Here is a 24,597-nt window from a genome sequence, read left to right as displayed (position 1 = left end):
GGCCAGGCCCGGAGCATTGCCGGCATGGCCGTCCGGCCGGTCGCGAAACGGCGTTGAGCGCCCGTGCCGCACGGTACAATCGCGGCATGAGCGCGCGCGGGGCGCGTGCTGCCAATACGATCCGAGATGAGCCGTTTTCCACCGTTTTCAAGGCAATCGCTGAAGCCGGGCCCGAAGCTGGGTTCCCGGTCGTTCGACGTGCGCCGGCCGCAGGCCATCGCTGAAGTCCTGAATCGCACCGACGCATTCGCCGCCTTGCGCGCGGGCGTCGAGCAGGTAGCTGCGCTGGAACGCGACCTCACTGAGCTTCTGCCCGATTATCTGGCGACGAGCGTCGAGCCCGGTTTCATCAAGGACGGCGTGCTCGCGCTGTTCGCCGCGCACAACGCGCTTGCCGCCCGGCTGCGGCATCTTGAGCCGCGTCTGTTGTCGGATTTGCAGCAGCGCGGCTGGCCCGTCAATTCCCTGAGGATTCGCGTGCGTCCGCAGCCGGCGAAAGAAGCGCCGCGGGCGAAAGAAGCGCGGATGTCGCGCGTCGGGGCCGATGCGCTGCATGCGCTCAGCGAATCGCTTGAGCCTTCGCCGCTGCAGGCCGCATTGGCGCGCATGGCGGCTCGCCACCGGAAGTAAGCCTCGTCGGCGAAACAACGTGCGGAAATGAAAAAAGCGGCCTTTTCAGGCCGCTTTTTCGTTCATGCTTGATCCGCCGTTAAATCGCCGGCTTCAGGCAAACGCCGTCTGCGTGTCGTAGGCGAACCCACGCGGCGCCTTCAGCGGATCGTCGAACGTGACGATTTCGTACGAATCTTCATGCGCCAGCAGTTCACGGAGCAGCTGGTTGTTCAGGCCGTGACCCGACTTGTAGGCGTCGTAAGCCGCCAGTAGCGGGTGGCCGACCACGTACAGGTCGCCGATCGCGTCCAGCATCTTGTGCTTCACGAACTCGTCGTCGTAACGCAAGCCGTCGTTGTTCAGGATGCGGTACTCGTCGAGCACGATCGCGTTGTCCATGCTGCCGCCGCGCGCAAGGCCCAGCTCGCGCATCATTTCGACCTCATGCGCGAAGCCAAACGTCCGGGCCCGAGCGATTTCACGCACGTACGACGTGTTCGCGAAATCCACTTCGAGCGCCTGCCCCGTCTTGTCGACGGCGGGATGGCGGAAGTCGATCGTGAATTTCAGCTTGAAGCCAAAGTACGGATCGAGACGCGCGAATTTGTCGCCGTCGCGGATTTCAACAGGCTTCGTAACCTTGATGAATTTCTTCGCTGCGTTCTGCTCTTCGATTCCCGCCGACTGGATCAGGAACACGAAGGACGCCGCGCTGCCGTCCATAATGGGAATTTCTTCAGCGGTGACGTCGACGTACAGGTTGTCGATCCCGAGGCCCGCGCACGCGGACATCAGGTGTTCGATAGTCGACACGCGCGCGCCGTCTTTCTGCAACACCGATGCAAGCCGCGTATCGCCGATCGCCATCGCCGACGCGGGGATGTCCACCGGCGTGGGCAAATCCACGCGGCAAAACACGATGCCCGTGTCCGGCGAGGCCGGGCGGAGCGTCAGGTTGACCTTGCGCCCCGAGTGCAGGCCGATGCCAACCGTTTTGACGATCTGTTTGATAGTGCGCTGCTTCAACATGGTGGTCTTCTATTCGATTGAAAATCCTAATCAGGATTTTTTAATTCATAGCACGAATTATACTCCAATCGTTTCCGCAGCGCCCTTGCGCTGGCGTTTCAATCTGTTTCTCTACGTTACCTGATCGGGAAGCGTGACGGGCCGATGCCCGGAACGGAGGCGTTTCCGGTCATCGGCCCGCGTTACGGCCTGTCACAACGGGGTCACAAAAAACGTTGCCGCAGCGCAACAAACAGCGTCTTGCCGCCGCGACGAAGCTTCAAGGCCGCGTCATGCCTGGCTCAACGTCGCGAGAATACTGGCCGCATCGCTGACTTCGAACTTGCCGGGTGCTTCGACGTGCAGCGTCTTGACCACGCCGTCGTCGACCACCATCGCGTAGCGCTGGGAACGGATTCCCATGCCGCGCGCCGACAGATCCTGCTCCAGACCGAGCGCTTTGGTGAAAGCCGCGCTGCCGTCCGCCATCATGCGCACCTTGCCCGAGGTGCGCTGGTCGCGTGCCCACGCGCCCATGACGAACGCGTCGTTGACGGATACGCACCAGATCTCGTCGATACCGGCGGCACGCAACTTCTCTGCCTGCTCGACGTAGCCCGGCACGTGCTTCGCCGAACAGGTCGGCGTGAAGGCGCCCGGCAATCCGAAGATCACCACGCGCTTGCCGGCCGTCTGCTCGCGCACGTCGAAGCTGTTCGGCCCGATCGTGCAGCCCTCGCGCTCGTCTTCGATTAACTCGTAAACGGTCGCCTGGGGAAGCTTTTCACCTGTCTGAATCATGCTCGTTCCTTCGCATCGATGCGGAGCACGCTCGCACGTACTCGTGCCGCAGTGGACGTTTCATCCGGCGACAGTGACCCGAACCGCTTCGCGCTAACGAAGAGGGCACCTGTCCACGCCGCGCGCGTTACCCCACGCGGCCTGTTCGCCATTCCACCCGCCACGCTCGTGCACTTCTGCTGCGCGCAATCACACAAACATCAGATTACGCCGCAGAAAGCCCGCTCCTGCGTGAGCCTCAGTCTGCCTGCTTGCGCAGGAAGGCCGGGATGTCGTACGTATCGACGCCCTTTTCCTGCAGCGCCTGCACGTGCGAAGCAGCCGTGTCACGCGACGTACGCCACACTGCCGGCGTATCCAGCGAACCGTAGTCCGCCGTCGCTGCGTGTTGCGGCGTGTAAGCATGCTGCATCGCGCCGACCGGCTGGTTGTCCGTGCCCGTGCGCAGCAGCGTCATCGGCGTTTGCTGCTGCTTCTTCGCAGCGCGGCCCAGACCCGTTGCCACCACCGTCACGCGCAGCGCATCGCCCATCGCGTCGTCGTACACCGCGCCGAAAATCACGGTCGCGTCATCAGCAGCATAGCTCTTGATCGTGTTCATCACTTCGCGCGTTTCCGACAGACGCAGCGAACGGCTCGACGTGATGTTCACCAGCACGCCGCGCGCGCCCGACAGATCGACGCCTTCCAGCAGCGGGCTGGCGACAGCCTGTTCCGCCGCGAGACGCGCGCGATCGACGCCGGCCACCGTCGCCGTGCCCATCATCGCCTTGCCCTGCTCGCCCATCACCGTCTTCACGTCTTCGAAGTCGACGTTCACCAGGCCATCGACGTTGATGATTTCCGCTATACCGGCCACTGCGTTGTTGAGCACGTCGTCGGCGCACTGGAAGCACTTGTCCATTTCGGCGTCATCGCCCATCACCTCGAACAGCTTGTCGTTCAGGACGACGATCAGCGAGTCGACGTGATCCTCCAGTTGCTGCGAACCGGCTTCAGCGACGCGCATGCGCTTGCCGCCTTCGAACTCGAACGGCTTGCTGACGACGCCAACCGTCAGAATGCCCATTTCCTTGGCGATCTGCGCGACCACGGGTGCTGCGCCCGTGCCCGTGCCGCCGCCCATGCCTGCCGTGATGAACACCATGTGTGCGCCGCGCAGTGCGTCGGCGATGCGCTCACGTGCTTCTTCTGCTGCTGCGCGGCCCATTTCGGGCTTTGCGCCTGCACCAAGACCCGTGTTGCCCAACTGGATGACGTTCGGTGCGCGCGAGCGCGACAGCGCCTGAGCGTCCGTGTTCATCACGATGAAATCGACGCCTTGCACGCCGCGATTGATCATGTGCGTCACTGCGTTGCCGCCCGCACCACCGACGCCCACCACCTTGATGATGGTGCCGTTGGTTTCCGTTTCCAGCATCTGGAATTCCATGTTGCCTCCGTCAAGAAAAAAAGTACCCGCTACTCGGCCGTTATTCGGCAGGAGATCGGGCAACCTCCTGTCGCGCGCCAGCCGCCGGCACTGGCGCGAATTTCCCTTTACTTCGAATTCTTTTTAGAAATTGCCGAGGAACCAGTCCTTCATCCTCGTGAATACCTGACCCATCGATCCCGACTGCACCGCGACCTTGCGCCCACGCATGCGCTGCGAGCGTCCTTCGACGAGCAGACCCATCGCCGTCGAATAACGCGGATTGCGCACCACGTCCGCGAGGCCGCCTGCATATTCCGGCACGCCGATTCGGACCGGTTTCAGGAAAATGTCCTCACCCAGCTCGACCATGCCCGGCATCATCGACGCGCCGCCCGTCAGCACGACGCCCGAGCTCAGCAGCTCTTCGTAACCCGACTCGCGCACCACCTGCTGCACGAGCGAAAACAGTTCTTCCACGCGCGGCTCGACCACGGCCGCGAGCGCCTGGCGCGACAGCGTGCGCGGACCGCGCTCGCCAAGACCGGGCACTTCGATCATCTCGTCGGGATCGGCGAGCGCCTGCTTCGCGATGCCGTAGCTGACCTTGATGTCTTCGGCATCCGGCGTCGGCGTACGCAGCGCCATCGCGATGTCGCTCGTGATCTGGTCGCCGGCGATGGGAATCACGGCCGTGTGACGGATCGCGCCTTCGCTGAAGATCGCGATGTCCGTCGTGCCGCCGCCGATATCGACGAGCACCACGCCCAGTTCCTTTTCGTCCTCCGTCAGCACGGCCAGCGACGACGCCAGCGGCTGCAGGATCAGATCGTTCACTTCGAGGCCGCAGCGGCGCACGCACTTGACGATGTTCTGCGCCGCGCTCACCGCACCCGTCACGATGTGCACCTTCACTTCGAGACGGATGCCGCTCATACCGATCGGCTCGCGCACGTCTTCCTGGCCGTCGATGATGAATTCCTGCGTCAGGATGTGCAGCACCTGCTGATCGGTCGGAATGTTGATCGCCTTGGCCGTTTCGATCACGCGCGCGACGTCCGTCTGCGTCACTTCCTTTTCCTTGATCGCGACCATCCCGCTCGAATTGAAGCTGCGGATATGGCTGCCCGCGATCCCGGTGAACACGTTCGTGATCTTGCAGTCGGCCATCAGCTCGGCTTCTTCGAGCGCCCGTTGAATGGACTGCACCGTGGCCTCGATGTTCACCACGACGCCTTTTTTGAGCCCCTTCGATTCGCTCTGGCCGAGTCCGATCACCTCGTAATGACCTTCGCCCTTCAACTCGGCGACGATGGCGACCACTTTCGCCGTGCCGATGTCGAGGGCTACCAGCAGATCTTTATAGTCTTTACTCATAGCGTGCTCATTGCGTGTGATGTCCTGTTACTTCTTGCCCTTGTCGGGTTCCGTAATGAAGCGCATGCCTGCCGCACGAATGGCGAAGCCGTTCGGATAGCGCAAGTCCGCATATTCGATGTCCTTCCCCAACGTTGCGTCACCGCGCCCCATGCCGCGGTGAGCCGCTTGCAGCGGTCGGCGAGCGTGTCCTGATTGCGCTCGCGTCCCAGTTCGACCTGCATGCCGTTCGACAGCTTCACCGTCCACGCGAAACGCGGCGACAGCGTCACTTCATCCGGCGTCGCGCCAACGGGCGCAAACCACTTCCTGAAGTCCCGATACCGCGCGACGACTTCCTTCGCCGACCCTTCCGGGCCATCGAACGCGGGCAGCTCTTCTTCGAGCTCGCCCTGGTTCGCGGTGAACACCTCTCCGTCGGTGCTCACCAGCTGATCGGTGCCCCAGGTGCCGATCGGCTTGTACTCTTCGAGCGTCACCGCGAGCGCGTTCGGCCACACGCGGCGCACGCTCGCGTGACGCACCCACGGCATCTGCTCGAATGCCTGACGCGCCGTGTCGAGATCGACGGTGAAGAAGTTGCCCTTCAACCGTCCGACCACACCCGCGCGCACCGTCGGCGAATTGATGTGTTCCGTGTCGCCGTCGATGCGGATTTCGCGCAGCGCGAAGTTCGGGCGCTGGATCAGCCAGTAGCCGCCCGCCGCCAGCAGCACGAGCAGCAACAACGCGTGCAACGCGTTGGCGGCGAGATTGAGCTGGCGAACGTTGTTCCACATGTCGAGGCGTGTTCCTTAATCCTTTAGCGTCAGTGCGAGCACCTTCACCACCAGTTCCTGGTAGCTGATGCCGACAGCACGCGCGGCCTTCGGCGGCAGCGAGTGATCCGTCATGCCCGGCGCCGTGTTCACCTCGAGGAAATACGCGTTGCCCTCGCCGTCCAGCATGAAATCGGCGCGGCCCCAGTCGGTGCAGCCGAGCACGTCGAACGCCTGGCGCGCGAGCTTCTTCAGGAGTGTTTCTTCTTCAGCCGCGATACCGCACGGAATCAGATACTGCGTGTCGTTGGCGATGTACTTCGCGTGATAGTCGTAGAACTCGCCGGCGGGCACGATGCGGATGATGGGCAAGTCCAGATCGCCCGCGATGCACGCCGTGTACTCGCCGCCGCCCTCAATGCTCTTCTCGACCACGACGATCTTGTCGAACTTCACGGCTTCTTCGAGCGCGGGCACGAGCGCGTCGGCCGCCTTCACCTTGATGACAGCGACGCTCGAACCTTCGCTCGCCGGCTTCACGAAAAGCGGCAGGCCCAGCTTCGCGACGATGTCTTTCGCGCGCGCAGCGTAGTCGTCGCCGCGCAGCACCGCTTCGAACGGCGGCGTCGGAATGCCGAGCTGCTGCCACACCAGCTTCGTGCGGAACTTGTCGAGACCGAGCGCCGAGCCGAGCACGCCGCTGCCCGTATAACGGATGCCGTAGAAATCGAGCGCGCCCTGAATCTGGCCGTTCTCGCCGTAGCCGCCATGCAGCGCGTTGAACGCGCGCACGAAGCCCTCGTCCTTCAATGCCGCGAGCGGACGCTCGGCGGGATCGAACGGATGTGCGTCGACGCCCGCAGCGCGCAGCCCTTGCAGCACGAGACTGCCGGAGTTCAACGACACTTCGCGCTCGGCGGACGCACCGCCGAGCAGCACAGCAACCTTGCCGAAAGATTTGGGATCGATACCGCTCATTTCACACCTTCGTTTCCTGCGAGCCGACCCGGCACGCTGCCGATCGAACCCGCGCCCATCGTGATCACCACATCGCCGTCGCGCACGATTGCAGCGAGCGCGTCCGGCACTTCATCCACCGTTTCGACAAATACCGGCTCGACCTTGCCCGCGACGCGGATCGCACGCGTCAGCGAACGGCCGTCCGCCGCGACGATAGGCGCTTCACCCGCCGAATAGACTTCCGTCAGCACGAGCGCATCGACCGTCGACAGCACCTTCACAAAATCTTCGAAGCAATCGCGCGTGCGCGTGAAGCGGTGCGGCTGGAACGCGAGCACGAGACGCTTGTCCGGGAACGCGCCGCGCGCGGCAGCCACCGTCGCCGCCATTTCGACGGGGTGATGACCGTAGTCGTCGACGAGCGTGTACGCGCCGCCGCTTGCGACGCTCACTTCGCCGTAACGCTGGAAACGCCGGCCGACGCCGTTGAAATCCGCGAGCGCTCGCTGGATATCGGCATCTTTCACCTCAAGTTCAGTCGCAATTGCAATCGCGGCCAGCGCGTTCTGCACGTTGTGCAGGCCGGGCAGGTTCAAGACGATGTCAATGGCGGGCGCGTCTTCGCGCATCGCCGTGAAATGCATCTTGCCTTCGCGCGCTTCAACGTTCACGGCGCGCACCTGCGCGTCGGACGCGAAGCCGTAGCGGATGATCGGCTTCGATACGAACGGCAGGATTTCCTTCACGTTCGGATCGTCGACGCACAGCACCGCAATGCCATAAAACGGCAGACGGTGCGTGAATTCAATGAACGCCTGCTTGAGCCGCGCGAAATCGTGGCCGTAGGTGTCCATGTGATCGGCGTCGATGTTCGTGATGACTTCGATCACCGGAAACAGGTTTAGGAACGACGCATCCGATTCGTCCGCTTCGGCGACGATGAAATCGCCCGTGCCGAGACGCGCGTTCGCGCCCGCGCTGATCAGACGTCCGCCGATCACGAAAGTCGGATCGAGACCGCCCGCCGCCAGCACGCTCGCCACCAGCGACGTAGTCGTGGTCTTGCCGTGCGTGCCCGCGATCGCGATGCCCTGCTTCAGGCGCATCAGTTCCGCGAGCATCACGGCGCGCGGCACGATGGGGATGCGGCGATGGCGCGCAGCCAGCACTTCGGGGTTGTCGCTGCGCACGGCCGTCGACACGACGACGGCATTCGCGCCTTCGATGTTCTCCGCGTCGTGACCGATCGCGATACGCGCGCCGAGCGCCGCGAGGCGCTCCGTCACCGCGTTGCGCGACAGATCCGAGCCGCTGACCTGATAGCCGAGATTGACGAGCACTTCGGCAATGCCGCTCATGCCCGCGCCGCCGATCCCGACGAAGTGAATGTGTTTGACGATATGTTTCATTGCTGCTTTCCTTCCGGGCTCAGGCTCGGGGTCACGCCCGCCGCCGTCGCGCAGATCTGTGCGACCTGTTCGGTGGCGTCGGGTTTCGCGAGCGAGCGCGAACGCTCCGCCATCTCCGCGAGCGAGGCCCGCGTCTGGCTGCGCAACCAGGCAGCGAGTGCATCCGCCGACAGATCGCGCTGTTGTACGAGCAGCGCCGCGCCGTTGTCGGCGAGAAACGCTGCGTTGGTTGTCTGGTGATCGTCGACGGCGTACGGGAACGGCACGAAGAATGCCGCCACGCCCACCGCCGCGATCTCGGCGACCGTCATCGCGCCCGAACGGCAGATCACGAGATCCGCGTTCGCGTAGGCGCTCGTCATGTCGTCGATGAAAGGCACGAGCTGGACCTCGTCGCCCGCCGCGATGCCCGCCGCTTCGTAGTTCGCGCGCAACGCGTCGATATGCTTCGCGCCCGCCTGATGCACGATGCGCGGCCGCTCCTGCGGCGCGAGCTTCGCGAGCGCGCGCGGCACCACTTCATTCAACGCCGACGCGCCGAGACTGCCGCCCACGACGAGCACATTCAGCGGACCGCGGCGCGCCGCGTAGCGTGTCTGGGGTGCCGGCGTGCGCGCAAGTTCCTCACGAATCGGGTTGCCCGTCCACTCGGCGTTCGGCAGCGCGTTCGGAAACGCAACGAGCACGCGCCGCGCGAGCTTCGCGAGCACCTTGTTCGCGAGACCGGCGATGGAATTCTGTTCGTGCAGCACGAGCGGCGTACCGCTCAGCGCCGTCATCACGCCTGCGGGAAACGTGATGTAGCCGCCCATGCCGAGCACGACATCGGGCTTCACACGACGCAGCACCGACAGACTCTGCATGCACGCGCGCAGCAGATTCACGGGCAGCATCAGCTTGGTCTTCATACCCTTGCCACGCAGGCCGCCGAATTGCACGTACTCCATCGGAATGCCGTGTTTCGGGACGAGCGTCGCTTCCATGCCGTTGGGATTGCCGAGCCACACGACGCGCCAGCCCCACGCCTGCATCAGGTGGGCGACGGCGAGGCCCGGGAACACATGTCCCCCGGTGCCGCCGGCCATCACCATCAGCGTGCGTTGTTGCATCGTCATACCTTGCCCCCGCGCATGAGGACCCGGTTCTCGTAGTCGACACGCATCAGCACGCCGACAGCGACGCAGTTCAGCAAGATGCCCGAGCCGCCGTAGCTGACGAGCGGCAGCGTGAGACCTTTGGTCGGCAGCAAGCCGAGGTTCACGCCCATGTTGATGAAGGTCTGCGCGCCGAACCAGATGCCGACGCCCTTCGCAACGAGACCCGCGAACGTGCGGTCGAGCGCGAGCGCCTGACGGCCGATTTCGAACGAGCGGCGCACGATCCAGTAGAACATCAGGATCACGACGAGCACGCCGACAAAGCCGAGTTCCTCGCCGATCACGGCGAGAATGAAGTCGGTGTGCGCTTCGGGCAGATAGTTGAGCTTCTCGACGCTGCCGCCGAGACCCACGCCGAACCACTCGCCACGGCCGAAGGCGATCAGCGAGTGCGTCAACTGATAAGCCTTGCCCTGCGCATAGCGGTCGTCCCACGGATCGAGGTACGCGAAGATCCGCTCGCGGCGCCACGGCGACGCCCAAACGAGCAGCGTGAAGGTACCGACAGCCGTCGCCACCAGTCCGCCGAAAATCTTGCCGTTCACGCCGCCGAGGAACAGCACGCCCATCGCGATCGCCGCGACCACCATGAACGCGCCCATGTCGGGCTCAAGGAGCAGCAGCATGCCGACCGCACCGACGGCGAAGCCCATCGGCAGAAAGCCCTTCGCGAAGCTGTGCATGTACTCCTGCTTGCGCACCGTGTAGTTCGCCGCGTAGATCGTCACGGCGAGCTTCATGATTTCCGACGGCTGCATGTTCGTGATGCCGAGGGGGATCCAGCGGCGCGCGCCGTTCACGCCCTTGCCGACGTGCGGGATCAGCACGATCACGAGCGCGGCGAGCGCGATCAGGAAGAGCCTCGGCGCGTACTTGTCCCACGTGGAAATCGGCACCCGGAACGCGATCACGCCCGCGACAGAACCCATTACGACGAAAATGACCTGACGCACGAGGAATGCGTAGTCGCGATACGACGCGTACTTCGGCGAATCCGGCATCGCGATCGACGCCGAGTACACCATCACGATGCCGAGACCCAGCAGCGCGACGACGACCCACAGCAACGAATGATCGTAGTCGAGCATCCGCGAGCGCAGCGGACGCACGCCGTTGACCGCGCTCGACAGCCCGCCCGTGCGCGACGTGCGCCCGGATGCAGCTGCGCCGCTGGTTTGCCCAGCGACCGAACCGCGTTGCTTGCCGAGTTGCGAACCGAAGCGTTCCGTCCAGCTCATATCATCGTCCCCCGTTCGGCAGCGATGTCTTCGACCGCGCTGCGGAAAACCGCCGCGCGATGTGCATAACCCTTGAACATGTCGAAGCTGGCGCACGCGGGCGACAGCAGCACGGCATCGCCCGGCTGCGCAACGGCGCTCGCGGCGCGCGTCGCTTCTTCGAGCGTCGCGTGTTCGGTCATCGCGATGCCCGTGTGTTGGAGCGCTGCGCGGATTTGCGGCGCGTCGCGGCCGATCAGCATGACGGCGCGGCACCAGCGCGTCACCGGCTCGGCGAGCGGATCGAATTCCTGACCCTTGCCGTCGCCGCCCGCGATCAGCACGACGCGTTGCGCGAGACCGTCGAGCGCCGCCACCGTCGCGCCGACATTCGTGCCCTTGCTGTCGTCCACATAATCGACGCCGTCGATCGACGCGATCAGCTCTACGCGATGCGGCTCGCCGCGATACTCGCGCAAACCGTGCAGCAGCGGCGCGCCCGGCAAACCGATTGCGCGCGCCAGCGCGAACGCCGCGAGCGAATTCGTCGCGTTGTGCAGGCCGCGGATGCGCAACGCGTCAGCGGGCATCAGGCGCTTGAGGGCGATGTCCGGCGGCGTCGTGGATTCGCTCTTGCGGCGGCGCGTCGGCACGGGCTCGTCGGTGGCGTCGCGGTCTTGGGCCTGTACGAGCCAGACCATGCCGTTGTCGCGCAGCAAGCCATAGTCGCCGTCCCGCACCGGCTCGTTGACGCCGAACGTCACCAGTTGAGCGCCGCTCTGCCCGGAAGGCGCGAGCGCCATCACGCGCGCATCGTCGCGGTTGAGCACGCGCACCGTGTTCTTGCCGAAAATCTTGCCCTTCGCGGCAGCGTAGGCATCGAGCCCGCCGTGCCAGTCCAGATGATCTTGCGTGATGTTCAGGATCACGGCTGCGTCCGGCTCGAACGTATGGGCCGTTTCCAGCTGGAAGCTCGACAGTTCGAGCACCCACACGTCGGGCAGCGCGGTGTTGTCGATGGCTTCCGTGAGCTTGTCGAGCGCTGCGGGGCTGATGTTGCCCGCAACGGCGACCTTCTTGCCCGCGCGTTCGCACAGCAGGCCCGTGAGACTCGTCGTAGTCGTCTTGCCGTTGGTGCCCGTGATCGCGATCACCTTCGGCGCGTAGCCACTTTCGCCGAGCGTCTTGAGCGCCTGAGCGAAGAATTCGAGTTCGCCCCACACGGGGATGCCGCGCTCGCGCGCGGCGGCGATCAGCGGAACGAGATCGGCCGCGAGCGGCGACAGGCCGGGGCTGATCGCAACCAGTTCGATATCTTCCAGCAGCACGTCCGAAAACGGTCCGCCGACGAAATTGCCTTCGATACCGTGCGCTTCGAGCGCGGACAGGTTCGGCGGCACTTCGCGCGTGTCGGCGATACGCAGGCGGCAACCATGCCGCGCGCACCAGCGCGCCATCGCGAGGCCCGATTCACCGAGCCCCAGCACGAGCACCATCGGCTTTTGCCGATCCCGAAACTTCTCGCCAAACATCGACTGCTTCCCCTTGCTTGCTTTGAATGCGGCTTATTGCGACTCGATCAGCGCAACTTGAGCGTGGACAAACCGAACAGGCACAACATCAACGTGATGATCCAGAAACGCACGACCACCTGCGTTTCCTTCCAGCCCGACAGTTCGAAGTGGTGATGCAGCGGCGCCATCTTGAAGATGCGGCGGCCTTCACCGAAACGTGCCTTCGTGAACTTGAACCACGTAACCTGCAACATCACCGACACCGTCTCGGCAACGAAAATCCCGCCCATGATGAACAGCACGATTTCCTGACGCACGATCACGGCGATCGTGCCAAGCGCGCCGCCGAGCGCCAGCGCGCCGACGTCGCCCATGAACACCTGCGCCGGGTGCGTGTTGAACCAGAGAAACGCGAGCCCCGCCCCGCCCATCGCGGAGCAGAAGATCAGCATTTCGCCCGCGCCCGCGATGTGCGGAAACAACAGGTATTTCGAATAGACGGCGCTGCCCATCACGTACGCGAACACGCCGAGCGACGAACCGACCAGCACGACGGGCATGATCACGAGGCCGTCGAGGCCGTCGGTGAGGTTCACCGCATTGCTCGAACCGACGATCACGAGATACGTGAGTGCGATGAAGCCCCACACGCCGAGCGGATAGGTCATCGACTTGAGGAACGGCAGCAGCAGGTCGGCGCGCGCGGGCAGGCCCATCGACAGCCCGCTGCGCACCCACGCCATGAACAGATCGAACACCCGCACGTTGCTCGCTTCCGACACGCTGAACGCGAGATAAACGGCCGCGAACAGGCCGATCACCGATTGCCAGAAATACTTTTCGCGCGACGACATGCCGCGCGGATCCTTGTAGACGACCTTGCGATAGTCGTCGACCCAGCCGATTACGCCGAAGCCGAACGTGACGAGCATCACGATCCAGATGAAGCGGTTGGTCAGGTCGGCCCACAGCAGCGTGGACACGGCGATGCCGATCAGAATCAGTACGCCGCCCATCGTCGGCGTACCCGATTTCACGAGGTGCGTTTGCGGGCCGTCCTTGCGCACGGCCTGGCCGACCTTCATCTGCGTCAGCTTGCGGATCACCCACGGGCCGCAGACGAGACCGATCAGCAGCGCGGTGATCGTCGCCGCGACGGCACGAAACGTCAGATAACTGAACACGCGCAAAAAGCCGACGTCGTTCTGCAGCCATTGCGCCAGCGCCAGTAGCATACTTCTGTCCTTCTCTTTCAGTGTGCGCCGGGCGCCGTGCCCGGTGCAGCGGGTTGTGGACTCGTAACGGCGTCCACCACGCGCTCCATTTTCATGAAGCGCGAGCCTTTCACGAGATACGTCGCAGCCGGGCCGTAACCGGCCTGCTGCAATTGCGCGACGAGCGCAGTGACGTCGTCGCAGTGGCGTGCTTCGCTGCCGTACGCCGCGCAGGCATCGCGCGAGGCGTCGCCGAGCGCGTACAGCGCATCGATGCCGCGCGCCTTCGCATATGCACCGACTTCGCGATGAAACTCGGGACCGTTGTCGCCGACTTCTCCCATATCGCCCATCACCAGCACGCGCGGCGACGGACGTGCGGCGAGCACATCGATCGCGGCCAGCATCGAATCGGGATTCGCGTTGTACGTGTCGTCGATCACGGTTGCGCCCGTCATCGCGCCGAGCACCGCGCGCTTCACCTGCAAGCGGCCCTTGACTGCGCCGAATGCTTCGAGTCCGCGCTTGATCGCATCGAGCGACACGCCCGCTGCGAGCGCCGCCGCCGTGGCTGCCAGCGCGTTGTGCGCGTTGTGTGCGCCGAGCACCTGCAGCGTGACGTCGACGTGGCCTTCGGGCGTATCGATGCTCAACTGATTACCGTCGAGCGAGCCTTGGACCGCGGCTTCCGTCATGCGTTCAGCCGTATTGAGCGCGAAATCGATAATGCGGTTGCCCGTCGCCGCGACGCGCCAGATGCTCGCGTACGCATCGTTGGCTGGAAACACGGCGACGCCTTCTGGCTTCAGCGCGTGGATCACGCTTGCGTGTTCGAGCGCGACGGCTTCGACCGTCGCCATGAATTCCTGATGCTCGCGCTGCGCGTTGTTGACGACAGCGACAGTCGGCTCGCTGATCTTGCCGAGCAGCGCGGTTTCGCCCGGATGATTCATGCCGAGTTCGACGACAGCCAGCTTGTGCGTTTCGTTCAGGCGGAACAACGTCAGCGGCAGGCCGACGTCGTTGTTGAAGTTGCCTGCCGTCGCAAGGCGCGCCGCTTCGCCGACGGCCGCCGTGAAAATCGACGAGATCATTTCCTTGACCGTCGTCTTGCCGTTGCTGCCTGTCACGGCCACTACCGGCATCGAAAAGCGCTTGCGCCAGCCGTTCGCCAGCGCGCCGAGCGCATTGCGCGTATCGCCCGTCACGCGCAGTGCGGGCACGGTGAAGTTATCCGGCAAGCGAGCGACGAGCACGGCACTCACGTTGCGCGCGGCGACGTCGGCGAGAAAATCGTGTGCGTCGAAACGGTCGCCCTTCAACGCGACGAACAGATCGCCGGGACCGCACGTGCGGCTGTCCGTCGACACGCGATCGAACGCGATCGAATCGTTTCCGGCGACCGTTGCGCCCGGAATCACCGCGGCGGCTTCACGCAGCGTGAACATGCTCATTCGCCACCTCCGCGTGCGTGCGTTGCGCGGGCCGCGAGCGCGAGCCGTGCGTGATCCTGATCCGAGAACGCGCGCTTCTTGCCCATGATTTCCTGCGTCGATTCGTGCCCCTTGCCCGCCAGCACGACCACGTCCTCGCGCGCCGCGCAACGCACCGCCTGCAGAATCGCGCTCGCGCGGTCTTCGATCCGGCGCGCCTTCGACGCGTCTTTCATGCCTGCTGCGATCTGGTCGATGATCTTTTGCGGATCTTCGCTGCGCGGGTTGTCGCTCGTCACGACGACGCCGTCGGCGCAACGTTCGGCTATTTCGCCCATCAGCGGACGCTTGGTCGCATCGCGATCGCCGCCGCAGCCGAACATGCACACCAGCTTGCCGCCGCGCGCGTCGGCGATCGGGCGCAGTGCCGTCAGCGTCTGTTCGAGCGCGTCCGGCGTGTGCGCATAGTCGATCACGACAAGCGGCTCGTCGTTCTGCAGACGGCCGCCAAGGCGCTCCATCCGGCCATTCACCGATTCGAGCTTCGCGATCTGCGCAACGGCGGCATCGAACGGCACATCGGACGCGAGCAGCGCGCCGAGCACCCCGAGCAGATTGCTCACATTGAACGCGCCGAGCGTGTTGACTTCGATGTCCGTGCTGCCCCAGTCCGAAGCGATGTGGAATGCGGTGCCCGTCGCCGTCGCGCGCACGTTCGACGCGACGATCGACGCGTCCGCCTTCACATCGGCGCGCGGCTGCAGCGAGTACGCAATCGTCTTCGCGTGGCCGTTCGTGCTCGCGATCATGCGGCGGCCTGCTTCGTCGTCGGCATTGATGACGGCGGCCTTGAGTTCCGGCCACGAGAAGAGGCGCGCCTTCGCCGCTTCGTACGCAGCGAACGTGCCGTGATAGTCGAGATGATCCTGCGTGAGATTCGTGAACACGCCGACGCTGAACGCCGTGCCGTTCACGCGGCCCTGATGCAGCGCGTGCGACGACACCTCCATCGCAACGGCCTTCGCGCCAGCGGCACGCAGTTGCTCGAGGCTGCGTTGCAGTTGCGGCGCGTCGGGGGTCGTGAAGCCGGTTTGCACCAACTGGCCCGGCATGCCGCTGCCGAGCGTACCGATGATCGCGCACGGCTGGCCGAGCGCCGTCAGCGCAGCCGAAATCCAGTTCGTGCACGACGTCTTGCCGTTCGTGCCCGTCACGCCGATCACGCGCATCGCGTCGCTCGGATCGCCGTACCACGCGCTCGCGATCGTGCCCGCCAGTTCGTTCAGGTGCGGCACGGCGTACATCGTGGCGGAATCGAGACCGCCCGCAAAACCATCCGATTGCACGAGCACCGCCGCTGCACCACGCTCAATCGCACTGGGGATGAACGGACGGTTATCCGCGCCGTCGACGGCGTACGCGAGAAACACGTCGCCCGCCGCGATCTTGCGGGTATCGGCGTGCAAATGTGCGCCTGGCTGCGCATGTGCGCGCAGCCAGGCTAGCGCGTCAGCAATCTGCTGTTGCGCCGGATGAGAAGAACGCAGCGCACTCATCTAACTACTCCGGGGCGGTTCTTCGTGTTGTCTGAAATCTGCAGCTTTTTCGGCGCGGCGTGCGTCGACAGTTTCTTCGCACCGCTCGCAGCCGGTTGCGACGCGGCAGCGGGCGCCGCGGGATTCACTTCGTCCGATACCACCATCTGCTTGACGGGCTGATCGGGCGGCACGTTCAGCGAGCGCAGCGTATCGCCGACGATCGACGAGAACACGGGGCCCGACACCTGGCCGCCGAAGTGGCTGCCCGCCGTCGGTTCGTCGACGGACACGGCCACCACGATGCGCGGATTCGGCATCGGCGCCATGCCGACGAACGACGCACGGTACTTGCTGTGGTCATAGCCGCGGCCCACATGCTTGTACGCCGTACCCGACTTGCCGCCGACGCGATAACCGGGAACGGCCGCATCCGGCGACGTGCCGTCCTTCGACACGACGGACTCGAGCATCGCGCGGACTTCACGCGCGGTGGTCGGCGAAAAGACCTGCGGACCCGTCGCGGGCTGATCTTTCGGCGTGCGGAAAATCGACACGGGCATTACCTGGCCGTCGTGCGCGATCGCCGTGTAGGCGCGTCCCAGCTGGAACAGCGACACCGACAAACCGTAGCCGTACGACATGGTCGCCTGCTCGATGCGGCGCCAGCTCTTCCACGGACGCAGACGGCCCGCCGCCGCGCCAGGGAAACCGACCTTCGGCGCCTGGCCGAGACCGATGCTGGTGTACATGTTCCACATCTCTTCCGGCCGCAGCTGCATCGCGATCTTGGTCGCGCCGATGTTGCTCGACTTCTGGATCACGCCGCTGACCGTCAGCACGCCGAAACCGGCGTCGTCGGTGATCGGCGCGCCGTCCAGCACGAAACGGCCGCCGCCCGTATCAACCAGTGTAGTCGGCGTGACGCGGTGCAGGTCGAGCGCGAGCGAAACCGTGAACGGCTTCATGATCGAACCGGGCTCGAAGGTGTCGGTGAGAATGCGGTTGCGCAACTGTTCGCCCGTCAGATGCGAGCGGTCGTTCGGGTTGTACGTCGGGTAATTGACGAGCGCGAGCACTTCGCCCGTGCGCACGTCGATCACCATCGCCGCGCCCGCTTTGGCCTTGAACTTCTGCACGGCCGCTTTCAGGTTCGTGTAGGCGATGTACTGGATCTTGCTGTCGATCGACAGATCGACGTCCTGACCGTTGTGCGGCACGACCTGCTCGTCCACGTCTTCGACGATATGGCCGAGACGGTCCTTGATCACGCGACGGCTCCCCGCCATGCCCGCGAGCAGCTTCTGGTCGCCGAGCTCGACGCCTTCCTGGCCTTCGTCCTCGACGTTCGTGAAGCCGATCAGGTGAGCCGTGATCTCGCCTTCGGGATAGAAGCGCTTGTACTCGTTACGCTGATAGATACCGGGAATGTTCAGCGCCTCCACTTTTGCCGCGACGTCGACGGGCACCTGGCGCTTCACGTAGACGAACGTCTTGTCTTCCGACAGCTTCTTGCGCAGTTCCGGCTGCGTCATGTCGAGCAGCCTGGCCAGATCGGCGAGCTTGTCCGCGCCGAGATCGTCCGGCACCGATTCGGGAATCGCCCAGATGGCGCGCACGGGCAGGCTCGTCGCGAGCACGAGGCCGTTACGGTCGAGAATCTTGCCGCGCGTGGCGGGCAGTTCGAGGCGGCGCTGATAGCGGCTTTCGCCCTGCTTCTGATAGAACGCGTTGCCCGGACCCTGGATCCAGAACGCGCGCGCCGTCAGCGCGACGAACGCCATGAAGAGCAGAAACACGACGAGCTTCGAGCGCCACATCGGCAGTCGCACCGAAAGAATCGGATTCGCCGAGAACGCAACGCTCTTGTTCTTGTTCGACGATTTCTTCATCGCGTGCCTCCACGCGCTTTCGCGGCAGACGCCGGGTTCGGCGCGGAAACCGGAATGGGCGCGTCTTCGGCCTTCGCGGAGCCCGCGTCGAGCGTCAGATATTGCGTGCGGCCCGTCGTCGCGCCCTGCATCTTCAGCGAGTCGGTTGCGAGTTGCTCGATGCGTGACGTCTTCGACAGCGCGCTCTGCTGATATTGGAGCTGCGAATAGTCCTGCTGCAGCTGGCGCTCCTGCGATTGGGCGCGCTGCAACTGGATGAAAAACTGGCGCTGCTGATTGGTCGCGTTGACGACGGAAAGCGCACAACCCATGACGACGATCAGCAGGAAGATATTGAGGCGGTTCATGGCGCGATCCGCTCCGCAACGCGCATCACGGCGGAACGGGCGCGCGGGTTCGCGGCGACTTCGGCGTCGCTCGCGAATACGCGGCCTAGCAGTTTAAGAGGCGGGCTCGGCAGGTCGACGGCACGAATCGGCAGACGGCGATCGACAGCAGGCGCACTCGAGTGCGTCTGCATGAACCGTTTGACGATCCGGTCTTCGAGCGAATGAAAGCTGATCACGACCAGCCGCCCCCCTTGCTCCAGCAACGACAATGCTGCTTCTAGTACGACTTGCAGCTCCGCAAGCTCTTGATTGATGTGAATCCGTATAGCCTGAAAGGTGCGGGTTGCCGGATCCTTACCCTTCTCACGGGTTTTGACGACGTTAGCCACGATTTGGGCAAGCTCGCCCGTGCTGACGAGAGGCCCAAGACGGTCGGACTCTGCCCGGCGAGCAACAAGCGCCTTTGCAATCTGAAAAGCAAACCGTTCTTCCCCATAATCCCGTATCACCTCCGTCATTTCCTGCACCGTCGCCCGCGCCAGCCAGTCCGCTGCGGATTCGCCGCGCGTCGGGTCCATCCGCATGTCGAGCGGGCCGTCGGCGCGGAAACTGAACCCCCGCTCCGGGTCGTCGAACTGCGGCGACGACACGCCCAGATCCAGCAGCACTCCCGACACACGCCCTACCCCGCGCTCGCTCATCGCGTCGCGCAGTGATGCGAAACTTTCATGCACGATCTCGAAGCGCGGATCGCCTACCTGCTGCGCGGTGGCGATGGCGAGCGGGTCTTTGTCGAATGCGATCAGACGGCCTGCGTCACCCAGCTTTGCCAACACCGCGCGGCTATGGCCGCCGCGCCCGAACGTGCCATCTATATAGAGACCGTCCGCGCGCGTGACGAGCGCATTCACCGCTTCTTCGAGCAGCACCGTGCGATGCTGCAATTCGTTACCCATCGCAGGCGCCATATGTATTACCTGCGATCAGAATGTGAAGTTCTTCAAGGACTCGGGCATGCCCTGCGACATCGCTTCCTGTTCCTGCGCGTCGTAAGTTTCCTTGTCCCAGATCTCGAACCGGCTACCCATTCCCAACAACATCACTTCTTTTTCCAGCTTCGCCGCCTGACGCAATTCCGGCGCGATCAGGACGCGGCCAGCTGTATCCAGTTCGACATCCGCTGCACTGCCGAGGAAGATGCGCTGGAACCACTTGGCATCCATCGGCAGGCCGACGATCTTGGCGCGAAAGACTTCCCACTCGGGGCGCGGAAACAGCAACAGGCAGCCGTCCGGATGACGCGTAATCGTCATACGGCCTTCTGCCTGTCCTTGCAGCGCGTCACGATAGCGAGACGGGACGGACATCCGCCCCTTCGCATCGAGTGTCAGCGCTGACGCCCCTTGGAACACTTCACTCCCCTTTTGTCAGGGCGCTGAAAGATGTCGCCCGATTCTGGAAATTTACTGGAGAAAGCGCGTTGGATCACACAAAAATACACTTTCTCACACTGTCTCCCACTTTAGAGTAACCCCATACACCGGTCAAGGGAGCGGCACGGATTTTTCGCGGATTTTGTTTGCTAGAACAAGGACTTAGCGCCGCTTGCTCACGCCACGTCTAAAACGGAAAATCGTTATAAATGAATGAGCTAGTGAATCTTGTGAAGGTGATACGTGAAAAGTGCTGGGGAAGAGCGTGGAATAAAAGCGTTCCGGGAGGGTGAAAAGCGCGGAATAACGGTGGATTTGGAGCGATTTTCAGGACGGCGCGGAGAACGCCGTCCCACTTCGAACAGACTGTATTAAGTAGCGTTAAACGTGGTACGCGGTGCGGGTCATGATTTTCGACGCCGCGCGCATCAGCGCGCGCGCCGGAAACGGCAGCTCGATACCGCCAGCATCCGTCGCCGCCTTGCCGTGCGCGGCTTCATCGACCCGCATCTGCTCGACGATCGCACGCGATTCGTGATCGGCTTCAGGCAGTGTCGTCAGATGGCCGTCGAGATGAAGCTCTACCTGCCGCTCCGTTTCCGCCATGAAGCCGAGGCTCACGCGGTCGCCGAGGCGGCCGGCAGCGAACCCGATCGCGAGGGCGCCAGCATACCAGAGTGGATTGAGCAGGCTGGGACGCGATTCGAGCGCTTCGAGGCGCTTGTACGTCCACGCGAGATGATCTTCCTCTTCACGCGCGGCGTGCTCGAAAGCCTGCTTGAGCGCGGGCGAACGCGTCGCGATCTTTTGGGCCTGATAAAGCGCCTGCGCGCAGACCTCACCTACATGATTCACACGCATCAATCCCGCCGCGTGCGCGCGCTCTTCGTCGGTCAGTTCGACGTGCTCCGTCGATGCCGGCGGCACGGGGAGCGGACGCGACATGCGCGACACCCCGGCCATTGAGCGTAAACCCCGATCGAACTCAGTAATCAATTCATCAAGCAGCATTCTGGCCTCCACAACCCGGCGCGCGGACCGCTTCTCGCAAACCCTCATCCAGCAAGGCTTTGCGGACAATGAGAGGAAAAATTCCGAAGCATTTCCGACGGCCAGTTTTGGATTTTAGACCATGTTGCGTAAACGAAACAGCGGTCCGATCAGCGGCCCGCTTTTTCTTTGTGCGCTTAGGTGTCTTTGTTACATTACGGTGCAACTTCCTGACGAAGTTACGCAAGGCCGCAACACAGATAACTACTTGCCTTGCTTGAAAATAATTTGCAAATCCTTGGAGATCTTTCGATGAAAAAGTCGCTTCTCGCTCTTGCAGCACTGGGCGCATTTGCTGGCGTCGCTCATGCTCAGAGCAGCGTGACGTTGTACGGCATTATTGACGAAGGTTTTAACTACACCAACCACGTGCAGACGGCAGCTGGCGCTGGCCGTACGAACTCGAGCCTGTACAACCTGTCGAGCGGCGTTCTGCAAGGTAGCCGTTGGGGCATGCGCGGTACCGAGGATCTGGGCGGTGGCCTGAAAGCTGTCTTCGTGCTGGAAAGCGGCTTCGACGTGAACTCCGGCAAGTCTGGTCAGGGCGGCGCACTCTTCGGCCGTCAGGCTTATGTCGGTCTGTCGAGCCCCTTCGGTACGGTTACGATGGGTCGCCAGTATGACTCCGTGGTCGACTACGTCGGTCCCCTGGAAGCCGGCGACCAGTGGGGCGGCTACATCGCGGCTCACCCGGACGATCTGGACAACTTCAACAATGCGAATCGTACCAACAACGCGATCAAGTTCACGAGCGCGAACTACGCGGGCCTGACGTTCGGCGGCATGTATAGCCTCGGTGGTGTTGCAGGCGCGACGGGCCGCAACCAGATCTGGTCGTTGGGCGCAGGCTACAACAACGGCCCGCTGGTGTTGGGTGCTGGCTACTTGAACGTCCGCGATCCGAATACCTCGTTCTGGGGCAACGTGCCGAGCAGCGGCGCGAACCCGACCAACAACATCGGCAAGGTTACGGGCGTCCAAGGTAACCCGGTCATCTCGGGCTTCGCTTCGGCTAACTCGTACCAGGTCGGCGGCGCAGGTGGTGCGTACACGTTCGGCGCAGCAACGGTCGGCGTGACGTATTCGTTCATCCAGTTCGGCAACCTCGGCACGGAGAACGTCACGGCTCCGGCTTACCGCGGCTCGGCAACGTTCAACAACGGCGAAATCAACTTCAAGTATCAGTTGACGCCGGCTCTCGTTCTGGGCGCAGCATATGATTACACGCGCCTCGCTTCGTTCAACGGTCACGGCGGCGCGCACTACAACCAGGGCGCACTCGGCGCAGACTACTTCCTGTCGAAGCGCACGGACGTCTACCTGATCGGCGTGTACCAGCACGCTTCGGGTACGGACTCGACGGGCCAGCAAGCAGTTGCTTCGATCAACGGTCTGACGCCGTCGAACTCGAACAACCAGTTGACGGCTCGCGTCGGTATCCGTCACAAGTTCTAATAAGTTGTGAAAGCGTAGTACCCTCTGGGGCGTCTTCGGACGCCCTTTTTTATTGGTGCTTCTGGCGTCATCCGATATCAAGTTCGCACAAAGAAAAACGGCCCAACGGATTCGAACCGTTGAGCCGTGCTTTCTGCGCCGGCTGTCGTGCCGGTCTGTTCGCGGCTGGTCTCTCTCGCCTGTCGCCTTGTCTTAACCGAGCGCTGCTGTCACGCGCGTCCGTCCCGCAATTCGCGTCGCAGGATCTTGCCGACATTGCTCTTCGGCAGTTCCTTGCGGAATTCGACCGTCCGCGGCCGTTTGTAGCCCGTCAATTGTGTTTTGCAGTACGCGAAGATGTCGGTGTCGGTGATCGCATCGTCCTTCTTCACGATGTACAGCTTCACCGCTTCGCCTGAATGCTCGTCCGGCACACCGACCGCTGCGACCTCGAACACGCCGGGGTGCTTCGCGACGACGTCCTCGATCTCGTTCGGGTAGACGTTGAAGCCCGAGACCAGAATCATGTCCTTCTTGCGGTCGACGATCTTCACGAAGCCGTCTGCGCTGACGGTCGCGATATCGCCCGAACGGAAGAAGCCGTCGGGCGTCATCACTTTCGCGGTTTCGTCCGGCCGGTTCCAGTAACCCGCCATCACCTGCGGGCCGCGAATGCACAACTCGCCGGCCTGTCCGGGCGGCAGTTCGTTTCCGTCGTCGTCGCGGATCGAGACCTCCGTGGACGGCAACGGCAATCCGATCGTGCCGCTGTATTCCGTGACCGTGGTTGGATTGCAGGTCACGCATGGAGACGTCTCCGAAAGACCATAGCCCTCGACGATCGGCGCGTGCGTGCGCTCGTACCACCGGTTCGCGACCGCTTCCTGAACAGCCATCCCGCCGGCATTTGCGACCAGCAGGTTCGAAAAGTCCAGCTTCGCGAAATCGGGATGATTGAGCATCGCGTTGTACAGCGTGTTCACGGCCGGGAACGTCGTGATCTTGTAGCCATGCAGCGACTTGATCATCCCCGCGATGTCCCGCGGATTCGGAATCAGTACGCCGAGCCCGCCCGTGCGAATGGTCAGCAGACCGCACACGGTGAGCGCAAACACGTGGTACAGCGGCAGGGCCACAACGGTCACGAACTGGTCGATGTCGCTGCGCTTGCTGCGCGCCGGTTCGACCCACGCGTGCGACTGCAGGACGTTCGCGACCAGATTGCGATGCGTCAGCGTGGCGCCCTTCGCGACACCCGTCGTGCCACCCGTGTACTGCAGGAACGCGACGTCGTCGGGAGTCTGCTTGATCGGCTTGAACTGGCTGCGGGCGCCTTCGGCAATAGCGTCATTGAAAGCGACGTGTCCTGGCAGGCTCCAGTCGGGCACCATCTTTTTCACACGGCGCACGACGAAATTGACGATCAAGCCCTTCGCGCCCATCAGGTCGCCCATCGACGCCACGACGACATGCCTGATCGCGGTATTGCGCACGATGGCCTGCAACGTCACCGCGAAGTTCTCGAGCAAGATGATCGCTTCGGCGCCGCTGTCTTTCAGCTGATGTTCGAGTTCGCGTGGCGTATAGAGCGGATTCACGTTCACGACGACATAGCCCGCGCGCAAGATCGCCGCGAGCGCGACGGGATACTGCAGCACGTTGGGCATCATGACCGCGATACGCGCGCCGCGCGCAATTCCCTTCGCCTGGAGCCAGGCTGCAAGCCGCGTCGACAGGCTGTCGAGTTCGCCGTAGCTGATCTGCTTGCCCATACAGGCGAATGCAGGCTTCGCGCGATTCTCGCGGAAGCTCTCCTCGAGCATCGCGGTGACCGACTCGTATTGCGTTGGGTCGATCTCTGTCGGCACGCCGGGCGGGTACGACTTCAGCCAGACTTTTTCCATACGGCGTCTCCTCCGTGATTTTCGAATGGTCGTGCTAAAAGCCGCATCGTAGCATGCGCTCACGCACCCATATTCGGGATAAGCCCCCAGTTAGACGATGCACTCGAAAGCGTGAACTGGGGGCGCGATGGCGCGGCGTGCGCCGCGCG

The 24,597-nt window shown here is 63.4% G+C and carries 21 protein-coding genes and 1 pseudogene; 3 read left to right on the top strand and 19 right to left on the bottom strand.

Annotated elements, in window-relative coordinates:
- Window positions 1-126: 126 nt before the first annotated feature.
- Complete coding sequence (locus FRZ40_RS13645; protein ID WP_028371749.1) at window positions 127-630, top strand: DciA family protein; 504 nt, start codon at window positions 127-129, stop codon at window positions 628-630.
- A gap of 93 nt (window positions 631-723) precedes the next feature.
- On the opposite strand, the gene lpxC is transcribed toward FRZ40_RS13645, so the two are convergent.
- The 18 genes and pseudogenes from lpxC to coq7 all read right to left on the bottom strand — a co-directional run bounded on the left by lpxC (window position 724) and on the right by coq7 (window position 21,071).
- Window positions 724-1,641 (bottom strand): UDP-3-O-acyl-N-acetylglucosamine deacetylase, encoded by a 918-nt coding sequence (gene lpxC / locus FRZ40_RS13640; RefSeq protein WP_147234383.1) that lies wholly within the window; start codon window positions 1,639-1,641, stop codon window positions 724-726.
- Between the two features lie 270 nt (window positions 1,642-1,911).
- On the bottom strand, window positions 1,912-2,421 hold the full coding sequence (locus FRZ40_RS13635; protein WP_028371747.1) for a peroxiredoxin: 510 nt from the start codon (window positions 2,419-2,421) through the stop codon (window positions 1,912-1,914).
- Window positions 2,422-2,659: 238 nt separating this feature from the next.
- Window positions 2,660-3,853: a cell division protein FtsZ gene (ftsZ, locus tag FRZ40_RS13630; protein WP_028371746.1), complete on the bottom strand. Its 1,194-nt coding sequence runs from the start codon at window positions 3,851-3,853 to the stop codon at window positions 2,660-2,662.
- A 123-nt stretch (window positions 3,854-3,976) separates the two neighbouring features.
- A complete protein-coding gene (gene ftsA, locus FRZ40_RS13620; RefSeq protein ID WP_028371745.1) occupies window positions 3,977-5,209 on the bottom strand; it encodes a cell division protein FtsA in 1,233 nt (410 codons plus the stop codon).
- A gap of 27 nt (window positions 5,210-5,236) precedes the next feature.
- Window positions 5,237-5,988, bottom strand: a pseudogene (locus tag FRZ40_RS13615) (cell division protein FtsQ/DivIB).
- A gap of 15 nt (window positions 5,989-6,003) precedes the next feature.
- Window positions 6,004-6,945: a D-alanine--D-alanine ligase gene (locus FRZ40_RS13610; protein WP_147234382.1), complete on the bottom strand. Its 942-nt coding sequence runs from the start codon at window positions 6,943-6,945 to the stop codon at window positions 6,004-6,006.
- Window positions 6,942-8,336, bottom strand: a complete 1,395-nt coding sequence (murC, locus tag FRZ40_RS13605) for a UDP-N-acetylmuramate--L-alanine ligase (protein WP_028371742.1) — start codon at window positions 8,334-8,336, stop codon at window positions 6,942-6,944. Before murC ends, FRZ40_RS13610 begins: the two co-directional genes overlap by 4 nt.
- Window positions 8,333-9,451: an undecaprenyldiphospho-muramoylpentapeptide beta-N-acetylglucosaminyltransferase gene (murG, locus tag FRZ40_RS13600; protein ID WP_147234381.1), complete on the bottom strand. Its 1,119-nt coding sequence runs from the start codon at window positions 9,449-9,451 to the stop codon at window positions 8,333-8,335. The genes murC and murG overlap by 4 nt, the downstream gene beginning before the upstream one ends.
- The gene (gene ftsW, locus FRZ40_RS13595) at window positions 9,448-10,731 is read right to left on the bottom strand and encodes a putative lipid II flippase FtsW (RefSeq protein ID WP_028371740.1); all 1,284 of its coding nucleotides are present in this window, start codon (window positions 10,729-10,731) and stop codon (window positions 9,448-9,450) included. The genes murG and ftsW overlap by 4 nt, the downstream gene beginning before the upstream one ends.
- A complete protein-coding gene (murD, locus tag FRZ40_RS13590) occupies window positions 10,728-12,242 on the bottom strand; it encodes a UDP-N-acetylmuramoyl-L-alanine--D-glutamate ligase (RefSeq protein WP_028371739.1) in 1,515 nt (504 codons plus the stop codon). The genes ftsW and murD overlap by 4 nt, the downstream gene beginning before the upstream one ends.
- A 47-nt stretch (window positions 12,243-12,289) precedes the next feature.
- Entirely contained in the window at window positions 12,290-13,459 is a 1,170-nt protein-coding gene (mraY, locus tag FRZ40_RS13585; protein ID WP_028371738.1) for a phospho-N-acetylmuramoyl-pentapeptide-transferase, read from the bottom strand.
- Between the two features lie 17 nt (window positions 13,460-13,476).
- A complete protein-coding gene (locus FRZ40_RS13580; RefSeq protein ID WP_147234380.1) occupies window positions 13,477-14,892 on the bottom strand; it encodes a UDP-N-acetylmuramoyl-tripeptide--D-alanyl-D-alanine ligase in 1,416 nt (471 codons plus the stop codon).
- Window positions 14,889-16,427 carry a UDP-N-acetylmuramoyl-L-alanyl-D-glutamate--2,6-diaminopimelate ligase gene (locus tag FRZ40_RS13575; RefSeq protein ID WP_147234379.1) on the bottom strand — a complete coding sequence of 513 codons (1,539 nt, stop codon included), beginning with the start codon at window positions 16,425-16,427 and terminating at the stop codon, window positions 14,889-14,891. The genes FRZ40_RS13580 and FRZ40_RS13575 overlap by 4 nt, the downstream gene beginning before the upstream one ends.
- On the bottom strand, window positions 16,424-18,298 hold the full coding sequence (locus FRZ40_RS13570; RefSeq protein ID WP_028371735.1) for a peptidoglycan D,D-transpeptidase FtsI family protein: 1,875 nt from the start codon (window positions 18,296-18,298) through the stop codon (window positions 16,424-16,426). Before FRZ40_RS13570 ends, FRZ40_RS13575 begins: the two co-directional genes overlap by 4 nt.
- On the bottom strand, window positions 18,295-18,645 hold the full coding sequence (gene ftsL / locus FRZ40_RS13565) for a cell division protein FtsL (protein ID WP_028371734.1): 351 nt from the start codon (window positions 18,643-18,645) through the stop codon (window positions 18,295-18,297). Before ftsL ends, FRZ40_RS13570 begins: the two co-directional genes overlap by 4 nt.
- Window positions 18,642-19,583, bottom strand: coding sequence for a 16S rRNA (cytosine(1402)-N(4))-methyltransferase RsmH (gene rsmH / locus FRZ40_RS13560; protein WP_028371733.1), 942 nt, complete (start codon window positions 19,581-19,583; stop codon window positions 18,642-18,644). Before rsmH ends, ftsL begins: the two co-directional genes overlap by 4 nt.
- 27 nt (window positions 19,584-19,610) lie before the next feature.
- On the bottom strand, window positions 19,611-20,039 hold the full coding sequence (gene mraZ, locus FRZ40_RS13555; RefSeq protein WP_028371732.1) for a division/cell wall cluster transcriptional repressor MraZ: 429 nt from the start codon (window positions 20,037-20,039) through the stop codon (window positions 19,611-19,613).
- A 402-nt stretch (window positions 20,040-20,441) separates the two neighbouring features.
- Complete coding sequence (gene coq7, locus FRZ40_RS13550) at window positions 20,442-21,071, bottom strand: 2-polyprenyl-3-methyl-6-methoxy-1,4-benzoquinone monooxygenase (protein WP_028371731.1); 630 nt, start codon at window positions 21,069-21,071, stop codon at window positions 20,442-20,444.
- Between coq7 and FRZ40_RS44385 the strand changes: the two genes are divergently transcribed.
- Together FRZ40_RS44385 and FRZ40_RS13545 are read left to right on the top strand one after the other, a co-directional pair.
- A complete protein-coding gene (locus tag FRZ40_RS44385; RefSeq protein ID WP_167528628.1) occupies window positions 21,004-21,189 on the top strand; it encodes a hypothetical protein in 186 nt (61 codons plus the stop codon). The two genes, coq7 and FRZ40_RS44385, sit on opposite strands and share 68 nt — an antisense overlap.
- A 173-nt stretch (window positions 21,190-21,362) precedes the next feature.
- The gene (locus FRZ40_RS13545; RefSeq protein ID WP_028371730.1) at window positions 21,363-22,565 is read left to right on the top strand and encodes a porin; all 1,203 of its coding nucleotides are present in this window, start codon (window positions 21,363-21,365) and stop codon (window positions 22,563-22,565) included.
- A 209-nt stretch (window positions 22,566-22,774) separates the two neighbouring features.
- Here the strand turns inward: FRZ40_RS13545 and FRZ40_RS13540 are convergent, their stop codons facing one another.
- Entirely contained in the window at window positions 22,775-24,448 is a 1,674-nt protein-coding gene (locus FRZ40_RS13540; RefSeq protein WP_147234378.1) for a long-chain fatty acid--CoA ligase, read from the bottom strand.
- Window positions 24,449-24,597: the final 149 nt, after the last annotated feature.

The sequence above is a fragment of the Paraburkholderia azotifigens genome, from assembly GCF_007995085.1.
Classification (GTDB): domain Bacteria; phylum Pseudomonadota; class Gammaproteobacteria; order Burkholderiales; family Burkholderiaceae; genus Paraburkholderia; species Paraburkholderia azotifigens.
This window is presented reverse-complemented; position numbering and strand designations above follow the sequence as displayed.